14 protein-coding genes are annotated in these 15,038 nt (G+C 70.2%); 10 read left to right on the top strand and 4 right to left on the bottom strand.

What is annotated here, in order from left to right; translation table 11 throughout:
* Nucleotides 1-15 precede the first annotated feature (15 nt).
* From EMA17_RS49605 to EMA17_RS49580, 6 genes are all read left to right on the top strand, one after another.
* On the top strand, nt 16-1,053 hold the full coding sequence (locus tag EMA17_RS49605) for a ketoacyl-ACP synthase III family protein (RefSeq protein ID WP_126643795.1): 1,038 nt from the start codon (nt 16-18) through the stop codon (nt 1,051-1,053).
* The gene (locus EMA17_RS49600) at nt 1,050-2,642 is read left to right on the top strand and encodes a (2,3-dihydroxybenzoyl)adenylate synthase (RefSeq protein ID WP_126643794.1); all 1,593 of its coding nucleotides are present in this window, start codon (nt 1,050-1,052) and stop codon (nt 2,640-2,642) included. The genes EMA17_RS49605 and EMA17_RS49600 overlap by 4 nt, the downstream gene beginning before the upstream one ends.
* Nucleotides 2,643-2,725: 83 nt before the next feature.
* On the top strand, nt 2,726-3,043 hold the full coding sequence (locus tag EMA17_RS49595) for a phosphopantetheine-binding protein (protein WP_246127416.1): 318 nt from the start codon (nt 2,726-2,728) through the stop codon (nt 3,041-3,043).
* A complete protein-coding gene (locus EMA17_RS49590; protein ID WP_126643793.1) occupies nt 3,040-4,596 on the top strand; it encodes an amidohydrolase family protein in 1,557 nt (518 codons plus the stop codon). The genes EMA17_RS49595 and EMA17_RS49590 overlap by 4 nt, the downstream gene beginning before the upstream one ends.
* On the top strand, nt 4,593-5,453 hold the full coding sequence (locus EMA17_RS49585; protein WP_126643792.1) for a tryptophan 2,3-dioxygenase: 861 nt from the start codon (nt 4,593-4,595) through the stop codon (nt 5,451-5,453). The genes EMA17_RS49590 and EMA17_RS49585 overlap by 4 nt, the downstream gene beginning before the upstream one ends.
* 52 nt (nt 5,454-5,505) lie before the next feature.
* On the top strand, nt 5,506-6,567 hold the full coding sequence (locus EMA17_RS49580; protein WP_126643791.1) for a methyltransferase: 1,062 nt from the start codon (nt 5,506-5,508) through the stop codon (nt 6,565-6,567).
* Between the two features lie 80 nt (nt 6,568-6,647).
* Here the strand turns inward: EMA17_RS49580 and EMA17_RS49575 are convergent, their stop codons facing one another.
* Complete coding sequence (locus EMA17_RS49575) at nt 6,648-7,994, bottom strand: salicylate synthase (RefSeq protein WP_126643790.1); 1,347 nt, start codon at nt 7,992-7,994, stop codon at nt 6,648-6,650.
* Between the two features lie 282 nt (nt 7,995-8,276).
* On the opposite strand from EMA17_RS49575, the gene EMA17_RS49570 reads away from it, so the two are divergent.
* The gene (locus EMA17_RS49570; RefSeq protein WP_126643789.1) at nt 8,277-9,794 is read left to right on the top strand and encodes a carboxylesterase/lipase family protein; all 1,518 of its coding nucleotides are present in this window, start codon (nt 8,277-8,279) and stop codon (nt 9,792-9,794) included.
* Nucleotides 9,795-10,018: 224 nt separating this feature from the next.
* Here EMA17_RS49570 and EMA17_RS49565 read toward each other — a convergent pair whose 3' ends face one another.
* Nucleotides 10,019-10,705, bottom strand: coding sequence for a TetR/AcrR family transcriptional regulator (locus EMA17_RS49565; protein WP_126643788.1), 687 nt, complete (start codon nt 10,703-10,705; stop codon nt 10,019-10,021).
* 100 nt (nt 10,706-10,805) lie between these two features.
* Here EMA17_RS49565 and EMA17_RS49560 point away from each other — a divergent pair, with 100 nt between their 5' ends.
* A complete protein-coding gene (locus EMA17_RS49560) occupies nt 10,806-11,924 on the top strand; it encodes an FAD-dependent oxidoreductase (protein ID WP_126643787.1) in 1,119 nt (372 codons plus the stop codon).
* Nucleotides 11,925-12,435: 511 nt separating this feature from the next.
* Here the strand turns inward: EMA17_RS49560 and EMA17_RS49555 are convergent.
* Both EMA17_RS49555 and EMA17_RS49550 read right to left on the bottom strand, forming a co-directional pair.
* Nucleotides 12,436-12,756 carry a hypothetical protein gene (locus EMA17_RS49555; protein ID WP_126643786.1) on the bottom strand — a complete coding sequence of 107 codons (321 nt, stop codon included), beginning with the start codon at nt 12,754-12,756 and terminating at the stop codon, nt 12,436-12,438.
* Between the two features lie 526 nt (nt 12,757-13,282).
* On the bottom strand, nt 13,283-13,702 hold the full coding sequence (locus tag EMA17_RS49550) for a hypothetical protein (protein ID WP_246127415.1): 420 nt from the start codon (nt 13,700-13,702) through the stop codon (nt 13,283-13,285).
* An 87-nt stretch (nt 13,703-13,789) separates the two neighbouring features.
* Here EMA17_RS49550 and EMA17_RS52445 point away from each other — a divergent pair, with 87 nt between their 5' ends.
* Together EMA17_RS52445 and EMA17_RS49545 are read left to right on the top strand one after the other, a co-directional pair.
* Nucleotides 13,790-13,933 carry a hypothetical protein gene (locus tag EMA17_RS52445; protein ID WP_160161871.1) on the top strand — a complete coding sequence of 48 codons (144 nt, stop codon included), beginning with the start codon at nt 13,790-13,792 and terminating at the stop codon, nt 13,931-13,933.
* A gap of 385 nt (nt 13,934-14,318) precedes the next feature.
* On the top strand, nt 14,319-14,942 hold the full coding sequence (locus EMA17_RS49545) for a hypothetical protein (RefSeq protein ID WP_126643785.1): 624 nt from the start codon (nt 14,319-14,321) through the stop codon (nt 14,940-14,942).
* The last annotated feature ends 96 nt before the right edge of the window (nt 14,943-15,038 follow it).

Raw genomic sequence — 15,038 nt, 5'->3', positions numbered from 1 at the left:
CCGAGGAGAGCAACCATGAGATTCGACGGAATCCACCTGGCCGGTATCGGCACCCACCTGCCGGACCGGGTGAGTACCGAGGACGCGGTCGCGGCCGGCCGCTACCCCGCGGCCGAACGCGAGAGCAGCGGGCTGCTCTCGATCGGCGACGCCGGCGACCTGCCCGCCCCCGACATGGCGATCCGCGCCGCGAACGCGGCGCTCAAGCAGGCCGACCACGAGGCCGCCGAGATCTGCAAGCTGTTCCACAGCACCGTGCACTACCAGGGACCGGACGTGTGGTCCGCGCCGCACTACATCGTGCGCAACACCGTAGACCGGCCGATCTCGGCGATCGAGGTCCGGCACGGTTGCCTGGGCATCATCGAATCGCTGGAACTGGGCGCCAACCACCTGCTGGCCGACCCGAGCCGGACCGCCGTCCTGCTGACCACCTCGGACAACTTCAACACCCCCACGGTCGACCGCTGGACGGTCTCCAAACTGTTCGTACTCGCCGACGGGGCCGGCGCGATCGTGTTGTCCACCCGACCCGGATTCGCCCGACTCGTGGCCACCGGCGCCCGGTCCATCCCGCGCATGGAGGAACTGCACCGCGGCGGCGAGCAGATGTTCCCGCCGGGCATCACGCGCGGCGAACCGCTCGACCTGGAACGCCGGCGCACCTACTGGGCCCGACAGTGGGCCGCCGGCAGTCCGCCGCCGATGGGGCACCTCGGCGACCTCGTGGCCGAGGTGGTGCGCGAGACGGTGGCCGAGGCCGAACTCACCATGGACGACATCACCCGGGTCGCCCACGTCAGCTTCGCCCAAGACGCGCTGCGGGACACCTTCCTGGACCCGATCGGGATCGACGAGGCGCGCGGCACCTGGGAGTTCGTCCGGCGCACCGGGCACGCCGGCCCCTCCGACCACGTCGCGGGGCTCGAACACCTCTGGACGACCGGCGCGGTGCGCACCGGCGACCACGTGCTCCTGCTCGGCGGCACCCCGGGCTTCGAGGTGGCCTGCGCGATCGTGCGGATCACCGAAGACGCGGCCGGAGGCCGATGATGCTCGCCGGCTGCACCCCCTGGCCCGACGAATGGGCCGAACGCTACCGCGAATCGGGATACTGGCAGGGCCGTACCCTGGGCGACCTCCTGCACGACTGGGCGCGCCGATACGACGACCGCGTCGCACTGGTGCACCGGGAACGCCGGCTGAGCTATCGCGAACTCGACCTGTGGGCCGACCGGGTGGCGATCCGGCTGAACGCCGAAGGAATCACCGCGGGCGACCGGGTCGTGGTGCACCTGCCGAACATCCCCGAGTTCGTCGCCGTATGTTTCGCGCTGTTTCGACTCGGCGCCCACCCGGTGTTCGCCCTCGCCGCGCATCGCGGCAACGAGATCCGGCACCTGTGCCGCATCTCCGAGGCGGCCGCCTACATCGTGCCCGACGGCCGGGTCGGCTTCGACTACCCGGCGCTGGCCAAGCGGATCCAGGCCGACGTACCCACCCTGCGCACGATCCTGGTCGTGGGCGGCCCGGACGACTTCACCGACCCGGGCGCATCCGACCGTGAGCTCGAACCGGTCCGTGTGGACCCGGCCGACGTCGCCTTCTTCCTGCTCTCCGGCGGAACCACCGCGCTGCCCAAGCTGATCCCGCGCACCCACGACGACTACGCCTACCAGGTGCGCGCCGGCAGCGAACTGTGCCGACTCACCCGGCAGGACGTGTACCTCGTGGTGCTCCCGATCGAGTTCAACTTCCCCTGGGGATGTCCCGGCGTACTCGGCACCCTCTCCGCCGGCGGCACGGTGGTGCTGGCCGCGGACGCCGGCGCCGACGAGTGTTTCGCACTGATCGCCCGGGAACGGGTGACCTTCACCTCGCTGGTGCCGGCCATCGCGCATCTGTGGCTGGAAGAGACGGAGTGGACCGCACACGACCTGTCGAGTCTGCGCTTCGTCCAGGTCGGCGGGGCCAAATTGCCGGTGGAGTCGGCCCGCCGCATCCCGCCCGCGTTCGGCTGCCGACTGCAACAGGTCTTCGGGATGGCCGAAGGCATGTTGTCCTACGTCCGCGAGGACGACGACGAGGAGACCGCGTACACCACCCAGGGCCTGCCCCTGTCCCCGGCGGACGAGGTGCGGGTCGTCGACGAGCACGGCGATCCGGTGGCCCCCGGCGCGGCCGGCGAGATGCTCGTGCGCGGGCCGTACACCCTGCGCGGCTACTACCGCGCCCCCGAACACAACGAGCGGGCGTTCACCGAGGACGGCTTCTACCGCACCGGGGACGTGGTCACCCGCACCCCCGACGGTCACCTGGTGATCGAGGGCCGGATCAAGGACGTGGTGATCCGCGGCGGCGACAAGATCTCCGCACCCGAGATCGAGGAACACCTGCTCGCCCTGCCGGGGGTCCACCAGGTCGCACTGATCGGGGTCCCCGACCCGATCCTCGGCGAGCGCACCTGCGCGTGCGTGGTCGCGCACGGCCACGCGCCCGAACTGCTCGACCTGCGCACGGCACTGCGGGACGAGGGACTGGCCGACTACAAGCTGCCGGATCGCCTGGAGATCCTGGTCGACCTGCCGCGCACCCCCCTGGGCAAGGTCGACAAGAAGGCACTGGTCGCCCGGTTCTCCTGACCCCATCGGCGACGGACACCCGGGACCGGACCCGAAACCCTCCGGGCCGGTCCCGGGGCCACCCAGCAGGAAGGAAACCGAGGATGGAACCGCGCACCGACCCGAATGCCGCCGACGCGGCGGCCGACTCAATGACCCCACCGCGACTGCGGGAAACCGTCGCCGCCGTGATCGGCACCGACCCCGACAACCTCCGGGGCGACCAGAACCTGGTCCTGCTCGGACTCGGATCACTGGAGATGATGCGACTGGTCAACCAATGGCGTCGGCTCGGCCTGCGCGTCGCGTTCCAGGACCTGGCCGCCCAACCCACACTCGACGCCTGGTGGCAAAGGATCGACGCCGCCCGGCGCGCCGCCACCGAGGACACCCACCCCGCGGACCGCGAGGCCGGGCGATGACCGGCGCGAGCGCGAACGCCCCCGCGCCCACCGGGCTGTTGATCCGGGACGGCGTGGTCTACAGCGCGGCCGCCGACGCACGGGTGTACGACCCGGGGTCGGTGCTCGTCGTCGGCGACACGATCGTCGCGGTCGGCGCCTCCGCCGACGTCGACGAGGCGGTCGCCGCCTGCGAGCCGGCCGTGCGAGCCGCCCTGCGCACCGTCGACGCGCGCTCGATGATGGTGCTGCCCGGCTTCGTCAACGCGCACTGGCACGAAATGTACGCGATGCGCATCCCGTTCAAGGGCGCGCTGCGGTCCGCCGACGACCACGCCGACGAACCCGGATTCATGGCCTGCGGTGGAGACATGGCCCGAATCTCCACCATGTTCGACTCGTTCCACGGCCTCGCCGGGCAACTCGCCCCCGACGAGGCCGAGGCGATCGCCGCCTACTCGCTGTGGACCCAACTGCGATCCGGCACCACCACCATCGCCGACGTCGGATCGTTCACGCTGCCGCACTCGCTCGCCGACGCCGCACTGCGGATCGGACTGCGCTGCGTACTCGGCACCTGGGCCACCGACGGAGTCGCCGTCCCCGAGGAGAACGCCTTTCGGCGCACCCGTGAGCCGGAAGCCGTACTGGGCCCGCTGGAGGACGTGCTGCGCCGCTGTGCCCAGGACCGCAGCGGCCTGCTGCGCGGCCGGCCCACGGCTGTGTACCCGGGCAACATGTCGGACGAACTCGGGCGCGGGCTTGCCGAGTTGGTCAAGCGATACGGCACGACCTTCGCCACCCACGTGGGGGCGCTGCGGCACGAGGACGAGGCGACGCGCGCGTGCTTCAACACCACACCGCTGCGCCGCCTGCACGAACTCGGTCTGCTCGACGACCGGTTGATGGCGGTGCACTGTGCGTTCGCCGACGAGTACGAGCGGTCCCTGCTGATCGACAACCGCGTGCACATCAGCCACTCGCCCGCCAAGTACGGCAGCACCGGCGAATCCGCGCTGACCGAGACGCGGCTGATCACCGAACTGATCCGCGCCGGTCTGGACGTGTCGGTGTCCACCGACGGCGTCGTCTATCCGCTCGGCGGCATGGCGGAGAACATGCGCGCGGCCTGGCAGGCGCACAACGAACTCTCGGCCGACCAGAGCTTCGTACTGCCCACCGACGTGCTGGCCATGGCCACCCGGCTGCCCGCGCGCGGGCTGCGCTGGGACGACGAGATCGGCAGCCTGGAGACGGGCAAACGAGCCGACCTGGTGCTGGTGTCCACCGACGACTGGCGCTACGTGCTCAACCCCCGCCCCCTGGAGGCGTTCCTGCACCTGGGCGGCTCCATCGACATCGACACCGTGATCGTGGCCGGCCGCGTCCTGGTCCGCGCCGGGCAGGCCGAGCTGCTGGACGAGCGGCAACTCCTGGAGGACTACCTCGACGCCTTGCACTCGTTCTCCGCCCGCCGGTTGGGCATCGACGAGAAGGTGCTGCGCCCACTTCTGGACGACAACCCCCGACTGCGCCGCGCTCGTGGCGCACACCCGACGAGGAGGCTTCGATGAGGGACCGATCGGCCGCCGACACCGTCCCGACCCCCGCGCGCTGCCCATTCGGCGCGGGTGCCGACCGGGACGGGCCCGCCCCGTACGTGTCCTACGCGCGCATGGACGAGCTGCACGAACTGGCCCGACCGCTCACCGATTCGCCGTGCGAGCTGACCTTCATCCTGATCAGCCACGTCAAGGAGATCCTGTTCCGCACCATCCACATCGAACTGGACCAGGCCCGTACCGCGATCCGGCAGGACGAGATCTCGGTCGCCTGCGAGCATCTGCAGCGAGCGACCCGGTCCCAACAGGCGCTGCTGACGTCCTGGGAAGTGCTCAGCGCGATGGCCCCCGACGAGTTCCTGGAGTTCCGCGACATCCTGGGCGAGGCATCCGGCACCCAGTCGTTCATGTACCGCGCACTCGAGTTCACGATGGGCAACAAGGACCCGGACACGGTCCGGGCCTGGAAGGCCGAGCTGGAGCGATACCCCATGCTCCGGGCCGAGTTGCAGGCGCCGAGCGTGTACGACGAGGCGATTCGATACCTCGCCCGACAGGGCGCGGAGTTGCCCCCGGAACTCCTGGAACGGGACGTGACACGACGTCACGAGCCGCACCCACTGGTGGAGCAGGCGTGGTTGGAGATCTACCTCGACCCGGCGGGTCGACCCGTGGAGCACCGCCTGGCCGAGGCGCTGAGCGACGTCTCGTTCCGCTTCTCGGTCTGGCGCTCCACCCATCTGCTGGTGGTGGAACGTATGCTCGGCGGCAAGCCGGGCACCGGGGGCACCACCGGCCTGGACTGGCTGCGCACCATCAACGAGCACCGGTTCTTCCCCGAACTGTGGTCGGTGCGCACGCTGTTGTGACACGTGCGCCCGGCCCCGCCAGGCTCGATCCGCCGTCGACCGGAGGTACCCCATGACCGCGACCCCGCACCTGACCATGGCCGACCTGGTGCCGCTGCTCTTCGGCCACGCCGCGTTCCAGCAGCTGAACGCGGCCTGCGAGCTGCGACTTCCCGAACTCCTGCACGAACGACCGGGCAGCACCCGGGAGGAGATCGCCAAGGAACTGGAACTGCCCGAGCGCTCGGCGGCCGTGCTCCTGCTGGGCACCACGTCGCTGCGACTGACCGTCAAACAGGGCGACGGATACACCAACGCCTCCGTCGTGGAGGCCGCCTTCGACGACGGAACCTGGACCAACCTGCGCGACATCGTCGAGTTCCAGGCCCGGATCGCCTACGCGCCCGCCGCCGAGTACACCGCGTCGCTGCGCGCGGGGGAGAACCTGGGACTGCGGCACTTCCCGGGTCGAACCCGCGATCTGTACAGCCGCTTGGCGGGTACGCCCGGCCTGGAGGAACTGTTCTACAAGGGGATGAACTCCTGGTCGCGAATCTCCAACCCGGTGCTGATCGACGGCGTCGACTACGGCGGCGTCCGCCGCATCCTGGACATCGGCGGCGGAGGCGGCCTGAACGCCATCGCACTCGTCACCGCACACCCGCACCTGCGGGTCACCGTGCTGGACCGCCCGGGAGCCCTCGAAGTGGCCGAACACAACATTCGCGAAGCCGGCCTGACGGATCGCATCGACACCCACGCGGCCGACATCTTCGACGACGAGTACCCGCTCGGCTACGACTGCGTGTTGTTTGCCCACCAGTTGGTGATCTGGTCCGCTCCGCAGAACCGGGCACTGCTGGCCAAGGCGTTGCGCGCGGTCGACCCCACCGGCCGAGTGCTGATCTTCAACGCGTTCTCCGACGACGACGGCGCCGGACCGCTGTACACAGCCCTGGATGGGGTGTACTTCACCACACTCCCCTTCGAGAGCAGCACGATCTATCCCTGGCGGGCCTACGAGGGCTGGCTCGACGAGTGCGGCTACGCGGCGCACCGCCGGATCACCGTCGGCGGCTGGACACCGCACGGAGTCGTCGAGGCGTATCCCACCGCGGTCGCCCCGTCCGGCTGATCCGCGGGCATGCCCCGTCCCGACCCGCGAAGTCCCCCGCATCCTCTCGATGCGGGGGACTTCGCACGTGCCGGGGAGATTCAGCCGGCCGCCATCGCGGTGGCCGACTCGGGCACCAGGAACCGGGCGACGCTGCGCATCTTCTCGCAGGTCTCCTCCAGTTCGCGGTCCGGCGTGGAGCCCGCCACGATGCCCGCGCCCGCCTGAAGCCAGGTACGGCCGTCGCGCTGGAAGACCGTCCGCAAAACGAGCGCCGCGTCCAGGCCGCCCCGCGCGTCCGCGGTCAGGACCGTCCCGCTGTACAGGCCCCGCGGACCCGGTTCGTACCGGTGGATCGCCTCGAACGCCGCGCGCTTGGGGATCCCGGAGGCGGTCACCGCCGGGAACAGCGCGGCGAACGCGTCCCAGGAGTCCATGCCGACCGCCAGACGACCGCCCACCGCCGAGGCCAGATGCTGGACCGAGCCGCGTTCGAGGACGTTCATGAACTCCTCGACCCGCACCGACCCCGGAGCGCAGATCCGGGCCAACTCCTCGCAGGCGAGTTGAACCGAGATCGCGTGTTCGAACACCTCCTTGGGATCGCCCAGCAGGTCGGCCCTGAGCCGGGCGGTGCGGGCCCGGTCGAGGGGGAAGAACGCGCGCGTACCGGCCAACGGGTGGCTGCGCACCGCACCGTCCGGGTCCACCTCGACCACCGTTTCCGGGCTGAACCCGGCCGCCGTCAGATCGCCCAGACGCAGCAGGAACGAGCGCGAGGGCGTGTTGTGCCGGCGCCCCACCAGATAGGTCGCGACCAGGTCCACATCGAACGCGACGGGCACCGTGCGCGAGACGATCGCCTTGCGCAGCCTGCCGTCGTCGATGTCGCGCACCACGGAGGCGACCGCCTCCCGGTAGGCGTCGGCGCCGATCTCCTCGACCGATACCGGCGACGGCTCGGGATACGGGTCGGCGGGCGCGTTTTGCACCACGTCGGCGAGGATCTGCAACAGTCGGTGGTCGCTGCCCCGCAACACCACGTGGTTCGCCGACATCTTGATCTCGACCTGGGGCACCACCATGTGCAGCAGCGTCCCGTCGTCGAGCAGATCGCGCATGCCCGCCTGCGCGTACGCGAATTCGAAACCGGCCCAGCCGTACAGGCTCCAGTCCTCCACGGGGGCGTCGGCCATGATCTTTGCCAGGTCGCGGCTGGGATCGTGGCCTACCGGCAACAACCGCTCGTAGGCGCCCCAGCGCACCCGAAAGCCGGCCCGATCCAGGATCACCTCACCGGCGCCGCCGCCGGCGAACGTCCACACTCCGTGCCGCTCGTAGACGACGAAGCTGCCGAACGTGGCCGAGCGGGCCAGGCACGCGGCGGCGGCGGGGGGATCGACAGCGGTATGGATTCTCAGCTCGTGCGGATACTGACGCTGTGCCATGGCTTCCCTTTCGACCGGGAATCGGGCCTGTGGGTACCGGAGCGGTCGGCCGCTCCGACACCGGCGGGCCACCCTCGCAGCCGTGTCTTGCGCCGCGCTGTCGCTGCCATTGCGTCACCGCCGAAGGTGACGCAGATCGGCAATCCCCCGCTTCCCGACGTGGTGTTCCGGCAGTTCGGGGCCGCTGACTGGTGAGTCGTTCGCACGGGTCGTACAACCACTGGCAGGCATGAGCCATCCGTGCGCGCACCCTTTCCCGAACTGCTTCCAGGGGGAACGTCGATGAGCAACGAGTGGAACGATGACAACGGTCGCCGCGAGCACAGCCGACCCGCCGACGGCGCCGGGCCGGGTACCCAGCCCCACCGCTCGACCGTGGTGACCACGGATCGCGGGCGGATCCGGGGCGAGGACGACGGCCCGATGCGATCCTTCCGGGGCATCCCGTACGCCGCCTCGCCGGTGGGCGATCTGCGCTTCGCGCCGCCTCGGCCGCACCCGTACTGGGCGGGCATCCGCGACACGGTGCGCTCCGGCCCGTCGGTGCCGCAGGGCCCCGCACGGCTCGAACGTATGGTGGGGCCGCGCACGCCCGACTGGTCCGAGGCGAACTGCCTGACCCTCAACGTGTGGGCCCCGCGCACGAGCGGCGCTCCGCGACCGGTGCTCGTGTGGTTCCACGGTGGCGGCTTCACCAGCGGATGCGGCGGCTGGGACTGGTACGACGGCGCCCGACTCGCCCTGCTCGGCGACATCGTGGTGGTCACCGCCAACTACCGGCTCGGCCCGCTGGGCTTCCTGTACCGGCCCGAGATGGGCGCGGACAACCTCGGCCTGCGGGACCAGGGCGCGGTGCTGCGGTGGGTGCACGACAACATCGCGGCCTTCGGCGGCGACCCGCGCACGATCACGGTGGGCGGGCAATCGGCGGGCGCCTGGACCGCGCTGCTGCTCGCGGTCGACCCGGAGACCGGGCCGCTGATTCGCCGGGTGCTGATGCAAAGCGCGCCGTTGGGCCTGCCGGAACAGACCCGGGACGCCGCGCGCGCCGCGGCCGTGCACTACCTGGCCCTGCTCGGGCTGATTCCCGGCGACGACCCCGCCGAGGGTCTGCGCGCGCTTCCGGTGGAGCACCTGTTGCGCACGTACGCCGGCCTGGGCCGGGACATGGCGGCGACCGCGAACGTGGCCCCGCCGATGTATCCGGTGCTCGGCGGCTTCGGCGTGCGCCGGGGGCTGCGCGAGTCGGTGCGCGAAGGCGCGCTGGCCGACAAGGACGTCCTGATCGGTACCACCGGGGAGGAGGCCGCGGCGTTCTTCGGGCTCAACCCCTCGGTACGCGAGGCCGGTCGGGTGGACGTGCTGCGGATGATGCGCGACGAAAGCGGACACGTCTACGAGCGATACGCGAAGCGTCGCCCCGAGGCCACCCCGGGGCAGGTGTTCACCGAGGTGATGAGCGACCGGATCTTCCACGCCGGTACGCGCGACGTGGCCCGGGCCCGCGCGTGGCAGGGCCACCCGGCCTACCTGTATCGCTTCGACCGGCCGATCGCCGCCCCCGAACTCGGTCTGGGCGCGCCGCACTGCGCCGAACTTCCCTACCTGTTCGGCACGTTCGACGCGTTCGCGGAAAGCCTGATGCTGCGCGGCGTGGACCGGGCGGCCGCAACCGAACTGTTCACCACGTTCGGCGGGGCATTGGCCGCCTTCGTGGCAACCGGGTCACCGAACGGCCCCGGCCTGCCCACCTGGAAGCCCCACAGCCCCAAAAACGCGGAAACGATGTATTTCAGGTGACCTCGCCCGAGAAATCCCATGACGCCGCAGCCGATCGCATCGACGGAGCGGCACCGCCTCGGCGGACCCGGAGCCCTACTCGACCACACCGCGCACGCGGCCGGGAACGATCTCCACACGAGGGCCGGCCGGCCCCGCCACGGTTCCCGGGGTAACCGCCGCGAACGGGTGAACGATACTCGTCTCCCGACGATGTCGCACGGGGCCGGCGCCGCCGCAGATGATCAGCGCAGGGCTGCGATGCCGGCCAGGAAGATGTCGACGCCGGCGAGGAACTGCTCGCGGTCGTTGTGATCGCGCAGTTGCGACACCGCCGCATGCACGAACGGGTACTTGCCGGGGTTCACTTCCGCCCATTGTGTGGCGGCGGCGCCGAGGAAGGCCGCTCGGTCCATGCCGCTGTCGGCGAGGTGCCGTGCGGTTGCAGCGTTCTTTACGGCATCACCGAGGACGTAGCTCATGAATGTGCCGGTCGCGTCGAAGCGTGCCCGCTCGGGGACGTCGAGGGCGTCCAGCAGTCCGGCGATGCTCTCGTAGAAGTCCAGCAGTACGGGCCGCCATGGCTGCCGGGAGAGTTCTGCCGCGACCCAGGGGTGCGCGTCGATCGCGTCGAAGAGTCCCAGGGCGAGGTGCCGCAGGTTTTCGCGTGGATCCGTATCGATGACCGCACCGGTCAGCACGCGGGCGAAGATCTCGTCGGTCGCGGTCGCGAGCAGATCGTCCTTGTCCGCGACATGGTGGTAGATCGCCCCGTAGCCGGTGCTCAGGTGAATGGTGAGCGCGCGCAGCGTCAGTGCGCGCTCACCGCCGCCGTCCAGGAGCTCGATCGCACTCTGGATGATCACTTCCCTGGACAGGCCGTCCTTGCGCCGGGGAGCCCGCGCCGATCCGTTCGCGGATGTCTTCGCCATGCCCTCAGTATCGCACGAGTGGATTGTCGCTCCAACGTCGTGTTAACGTTTTTGGAGTGGCAATCCAATGGGGATCGTCCACTGGATCAGGAGGATCACCATGACGACGCCGGTCACGATCATCGGAGCAGGTCTGGGCGGCCTGGTGCTGGCCCGCGTGCTGCACCTGCACGGCATCGCGTCCGAGGTCTACGAGGCGGAATCGTCCCCGTCGGCGCGCATGCAGGGCGGGCTGCTCGACATACGCGACCACAACGGTCAACCGGCACTGGAGGTGGCCGGCCTGACCGAGGAGTTCCGCAAGCTCGTCCTGGAGGGGCGTAAGGCGATGCGGCTCCTGAACCGGAAGGGGCACGTTCTGCTCGACGTGCCCGACGACGGCACGGGCGCCAACCCCGAGGTGCAGCGCGGGGAACTGCGGCAGATGCTGCTCGACTCGCTCCCGGTCGGCACGGTCCGGTGGAGTCACAAGGTCAGCGACGTCCGCTCTCTCGGCGCGGGCCGCCACGAAGTGGCCTTCGCCAATGGCGCCACCCTCGTCACGAGCCTGCTGGTCGGCGCGGACGGTGCCTGGTCCCGGGTCCGGCCGCTGCTGTCCGGCGCGACACCCGAGTACACCGGTGTCTCGTTCATCGACACCCACCTGTTCGACGGCGACAACCGCCACCCGACCAGCGCGAAGACCGTCGGTGGCGGAACGATGATGGTGCTCGAACCGGGCAAGGGGATCGTGGCCCACCGGGAGCGCGGCGGGAACCTGCACACCTGGGTCATGCTCGACAGGCCGCAGAACTGGTTCGCCGATATCGATTTCACCGATCCCGGCGCGGCCACCGCACGAATCGTGCAGGAATTCGACGGCTGGGCACCGAAACTCACCGCTCTGGTCACCGATGGCGAGACCCCGCCCGTCCTGCGCCACATCCACACCCTGCCCGCCGAACACCGGTGGCACCGGACGGCCGGGGTGACCCTGCTCGGCGACGCCGCACACCTGACGGCCCCCAACGGTGAAGGCGCCAACCTGGCCCTGTACGACGGCGCCGAACTCGGCAAGGCCATCGCCGCGCACTCCCACGACATCGAGAGCGCGCTGGCCGCGTACGAGCAGGCGATGTTCGTACGTACCGAAGCAGCCAACGCCGAGGCGTACGAGCTGCGCGACATGCTGGGCGACAGCACACCCCACAACCTGATCAACGCCTTCGCCGGGAGCTGACCGCCGCAGGTCGCGGGTGGGGGCAGGGGATGTCACCGCTGGCGAGGAGCGGCGGAAGCCCGGGCGATCCACGACTGAGGGCCGTGTGCCGTGTGCGCGAGAATCGACGAATGGTCCCCTACGCGGTCGTCCCGGCGGTGGTGGACACCCATCCGACCTACGGGGTGACGGTGCGTCTGCCCAACGGCGAACGCGCCTTCCTCGAGCGGCAATACCTGGAACCCGACCCGCGGTATCCGAACGGCCGGCCCGCGAAGGGCACACGTCTGGATGTCGTCGTCCTGGGTTACCAGTCCAGACATCCGCCGATGGCTCTGCTGCCCCGGGTGAGCGCTCCAGCCGAGCACACCCGACCGGGCGGACTCACCGCGACCGTCGAGCCGCAAGCCCCGCAGACCTTCCCCCCGTTGTCACCACCGACCACCGACCACCGTGACGCGGTGCCGCGCCGCCGCGCGCATGGCTCGATCGGGTGTGCGCCGCGACCGGTGTGGAGGTTGCGCCGGTATTCCTACGAGTTCACGGGCCGGCCGTCGCATTCGACGAGCAGGAGCTTTCCGGGCCGGTCTGCTTCAGCGAGTTCGACGGGCTCGTGGACCGGGGCGTGGCCTGCGGTGGAGATTCGGTCGAGCGAGCCGAGTTCGTCGGTGGCGTGGGGGGTCGTCTGGCCGGCACCCCTCGGACCGTCGAGGAATACCGCAGTACACGGGCGGAATCGAAATGCGGGCAGGCGCTCCGCCTTGTCCGGGCCGTGACGGGCGGCGAGTTCGACGAGGTTCTCCTCGGTCGGCGCCGGTTTCACGAACACCGTGCCGTGTTCGGGCCGGGTCACCGCGTGACGGCCGTCCGCGCGGCCGGGGACGCGCTGAGATATCCGATGCGTGAGGGCATGGTCCATTCGCCCGGTCGAAGGTCGCAAACACGAAGCGAACCGGTGTCGAGACTTCCCGAACCTCGTCGGGGTGCCACCGGCGCGTGCCCAGTCGGGTGAGAAGCCGCTCATTGCCGCCCCCTGGGGGTTGTACGCTCGCGGGCCCGCTTCGGTTCCCACATGCACTTCTCCGGCCGGGCCGCCTCGCCGGTGCCCGCTTCCGGACAGGAGGTAGGCACGAATACGGCGGCGCCGGCGCGGGGGCTGTCTCCACCGAACCGGCTCGCCCCGGGCGGACGAACGAACCGGTGTCGCCCCCACACCCTGCGGAATTGCTCCAAGGCGACGCCCGTCACGCCTGCGGAAGGCTCCGGGGGAGGGAACCGCTCGGAGTCGGACACCGGACTCGGGCTCGGTCCGATGGGCCCGTCGCTCGATCGTGTCGCAGGGTCCGCCGGTCGTTCCGCAGGGCTCAGCGGGTCTCGCTTCACATCCCGACGTCGGGTGTGGGGAGGAGGTGGTCGAGTGGGCGGTGGTCCTCGTGGGTCCTGCCGGGCGCGGGTACGTTGAGGATGCCGATGTAGACGGGTCCGCAGGTCGTTTGTGTCCGCAGTGCGGTCCATTGGTCGAGTTCGTGTTCCGCGTACGCGCGGACCAGGACGGCGAGTCGAACCTCGTGGGCCCGGGTGAACCGGTTCTCCCGCGCGCCGAGCGGGGGCAACTCGTGGTCGATGGAGCGGAAGCCGGCATCGGTCATGCCCGGGGCGAGTGTGCGAAACAACTCGACGTACACGTCCCCGTACCTCGTCCGGGCCCGCAACAGGGCCACCTCGTCCAGGACGTGCTCGGCGTACTCGTGCAACACGACACCGAGTTGCCTCTGGTCGGCACGGTCGAACCCGTTCACCACCTCAGCCTACCGGCCCCCGTCCCTGGGACCTCGCGAGGACGTGCGGAGAGTCCTTCGCGTAGTTCCGGCCGCGAGGAGTGGGCCGTGGACGACGTCGTCACCGAGGAGGCCGAGGGAAGTTCCGGAGTGACGGTGTGCCGGGCGATCGACCGGGGTAGCGGGTCCGCCGAAGCCGACCTCGGTGAAGGCGCAACCCTCGCGTTCGACGTAGGGCAATGCCCGCCGTGAGACGAGTGTCGGAGCCTGCCGGAAGACTGGCGGAAGCCAGAGGCCCGGAACGTCAACTCGAACGCGTGGCCTTCGATGTGCCACAGGGGCATGAGCGAGAAGTTCGGGCGGGTGTCATCCGGCGCACCAGCCGGTGCACCCTGTCGATCTCCAGGTTCAAGGCCGAACCCTTGAAGAGGAAGGCCACCCCGGCCGACCGGTCCGCCCTCATGAGTGCGGCCATCGACGGCGTCACGAACCACCGCGGTTCCGCGTTGGTCCGACACCGACCCGAACCCGGAGGCCGAACTCGAAGAAGTCTGCATCGTATTCGAGAGACGTCCGCCCGACGGCGGTCATGATGGGCACCGTCCACACCGACGCCGTTCCTCGAGGGAGTGTCCCCATGGATGAGTTGCGCACCGACGTGCTGTACGCCGCCGATCCCCAAAGCGACGACACCTACGACCCCGACGACCGGGACGCGCGCCCCGCCGGCGACCCGACGTATCCGGTACGGATCATGGACCCCCGCCCGTGGGTCATGACCAGGTACTCGGCCGATGCCCAGCGCTTCACGTGGCGACCGGCCGAGCCCGGTGCGGGCAGTGAGGACGACGAGGTCGTGGGCATCCCCTGCCTGTACTGGGGGACTTACACCATCGACGCCCCGACCACGGGCTCGGAAACCCTCCTACTGGCCCAACCCTGGGCGCAGTTGCCCACCGACGAGGAAGCCGTGGCCGAGGAATTCACCCGTCGCTTCCGCGAGATCCACGCCCTTCCCATAGGAACACCGCTCGCCAGGAACTACCTGCTGCTGATGCCGCTGGCACGCGAGTCGATCCTGTGCCCCTGGCAGGACCTGGCCCGATACCGCGCCACCCACGACACCACCGCCGAAGCACGCGCGCGTGCGCGCGACCGCCAATGGGACCGGCTCCAGCGGCGGCTCATCGCCTTGCGCCGATCCGGAGCCGAACCCGACACGATCAACGCCCTGCTCGACCGCGCCCAGCCCACCGGATGAGGTGGAATGCCGCGCACTGGTGCGGCGCTTTGGGACGAAGACGACGGCGGCGCATCGGGTGCTCCGTTGCGGCGGGTGGGACTTTCGTGGTTGGTC

The organism is Embleya hyalina (genome assembly GCF_003967355.1).
Classification (GTDB): Bacteria; Actinomycetota; Actinomycetes; order Streptomycetales; family Streptomycetaceae; genus Embleya; species Embleya hyalina.
The sequence above is the reverse complement of the archived record's forward strand: the minus strand, read 5'-3'. Positions and strand labels throughout refer to the sequence as shown.

Excerpts from the sequence above, each read along its gene's own strand:
- EMA17_RS49545 (WP_126643785.1), top strand. The coding sequence starts at position 14,319 with ATGGATGAGTTGCGCACCGACGTGCTGTACGCCGCCGATCCCCAAAGC.
- EMA17_RS49605 (WP_126643795.1), top strand. The coding sequence starts at position 16 with ATGAGATTCGACGGAATCCACCTGGCCGGTATCGGCACCCACCTGCCG.
- EMA17_RS49595 (WP_246127416.1), top strand. The coding sequence starts at position 2,726 with ATGGAACCGCGCACCGACCCGAATGCCGCCGACGCGGCGGCCGACTCA.
- EMA17_RS49570 (WP_126643789.1), top strand. The coding sequence starts at position 8,277 with ATGAGCAACGAGTGGAACGATGACAACGGTCGCCGCGAGCACAGCCGA.
- EMA17_RS49580 (WP_126643791.1), top strand. The coding sequence starts at position 5,506 with ATGACCGCGACCCCGCACCTGACCATGGCCGACCTGGTGCCGCTGCTC.
- EMA17_RS49575 (WP_126643790.1), bottom strand. The coding sequence starts at position 7,994 with ATGGCACAGCGTCAGTATCCGCACGAGCTGAGAATCCATACCGCTGTC.
- EMA17_RS49585 (WP_126643792.1), top strand. The coding sequence starts at position 4,593 with ATGAGGGACCGATCGGCCGCCGACACCGTCCCGACCCCCGCGCGCTGC.
- EMA17_RS49565 (WP_126643788.1), bottom strand. The coding sequence starts at position 10,705 with ATGGCGAAGACATCCGCGAACGGATCGGCGCGGGCTCCCCGGCGCAAG.
- EMA17_RS49560 (WP_126643787.1), top strand. The coding sequence starts at position 10,806 with ATGACGACGCCGGTCACGATCATCGGAGCAGGTCTGGGCGGCCTGGTG.
- EMA17_RS49590 (WP_126643793.1), top strand. The coding sequence starts at position 3,040 with ATGACCGGCGCGAGCGCGAACGCCCCCGCGCCCACCGGGCTGTTGATC.
- EMA17_RS49600 (WP_126643794.1), top strand. The coding sequence starts at position 1,050 with ATGATGCTCGCCGGCTGCACCCCCTGGCCCGACGAATGGGCCGAACGC.